1 protein-coding gene and 1 pseudogene are annotated in these 1130 nt (G+C 46.9%); both read left to right on the top strand.

Annotated features, from left to right (window positions below; all coding sequences use genetic code 11):
• Positions 1 to 281: pseudogene (locus F6K38_RS44805) on the top strand (15,16-dihydrobiliverdin:ferredoxin oxidoreductase); the annotation flags it as partial.
• Complete coding sequence (locus tag F6K38_RS44800; RefSeq protein WP_287255628.1) at positions 278 to 1024, top strand: phycoerythrobilin:ferredoxin oxidoreductase; 747 nt, start codon at positions 278 to 280, stop codon at positions 1022 to 1024. The pseudogene F6K38_RS44805 and the gene F6K38_RS44800, both read left to right, overlap by 4 nt.
• Positions 1025 to 1130: the final 106 nt, after the last annotated feature.

Here is a 1130-nt window from a genome sequence, read left to right as displayed (position 1 = left end):
TCGATTCCCTAGAGACAGTGCAAACGGAAGTCTTTGAGGCTTACAAAGACTACTTGGCCTTATATTGGCAAATGGTGGAGCAAGCTGAGCCTCTAACTGAGCCAGAAGATATTCAGCGGATTGTTAAAGCACAGAAAGACTACGACCAGTATAGTGCGGACAGAGATCCAGCCCATGGTCTGTTCAGCAGCTACTTTGGTCCCGAGTGGGCAGAGCAGTTCTTATATGAGTTCTTATTTGAAAATGCCATGCCTTTAGCCGTTAGTCAAAGCCAAACATGACTCTCTATCAGCCGTTTCTAGACTACGCGATCGCATATCTAAAAGAGCGTCTTGATCTACAGCCTTATCCCATTCCCCCTGGGTTTGAAAGCAAATTCGCAACAGTGGGGAAAGGGAAAAAGCAGCAAGATGTCCTGACCACCAGTTATGGCTTTGCTGCACCCAAAATCAGACAAATTCGAGCGGCTCATGTCCAGGGGGGAACAGCATTACAGGTACTCAATTTTGTGATCTTCCCCCACCTCAACTATGACCTCCCCTTCTTCGGTGCTGACTTAGTGACCTTACCTGGTGGACATCTGATTGCCTTGGATATGCAGCCCCTGTTCCGGGATGATCCAGCTTATCAAGCTCGTTACACGGAACCTATCCTACCGATTTTCAAGGCCCATCAACAGCATTTGCCTTGGGGAGGAGAATTCCCTGAGGAAGCAACACCGTTCTTTTCCCCAGCTTTCCTGTGGACACGCCCTAAGGAAACCGAAGTAGTGGAAAATCGGGTGTTTGCTGCCTTCAAGGACTATCTGACAGCTTACTTGGATTTTGTGGATCAGGCAGAATTAATTACTGATCCCCAGCATCTGGAAGCCATCAAGGAAGCTCAACTGCGTTATCTGGGTTATCGTGCTGAAAAAGACCCAGCTCGTGGTATGTTTCAGAGATTTTATGGCAGTGAATGGACTGAGGAGTACATCCACGGTTTCTTGTTTGACCTAGAGCGAAAGCTCGCACAGGCAAGTTAAGCACTACTGGAATTATTAGGATGTTATAACTTCACCTCAGTTCGATGTAAGAAATTGCTTAGTTTTTTCAGGAGTCAGGAGTCAGGATCTTCGAGTCATAAGTCAG

Origin of the sequence: Moorena sp. SIO3B2 (assembly GCF_010692525.1) — a bacterium.
Taxonomy (GTDB): domain Bacteria; phylum Cyanobacteriota; class Cyanobacteriia; order Cyanobacteriales; family Coleofasciculaceae; genus Moorena; species Moorena producens.
The sequence above is the reverse complement of the archived record's forward strand: the minus strand, read 5'-3'. Positions and strand labels throughout refer to the sequence as shown.

Bases quoted from the DNA above. Each gene is read 5' to 3' on its own strand.
- F6K38_RS44800 (WP_287255628.1), top strand. From the start codon at position 278: ATGACTCTCTATCAGCCGTTTCTAGACTACGCGATCGCATATCTAAAA.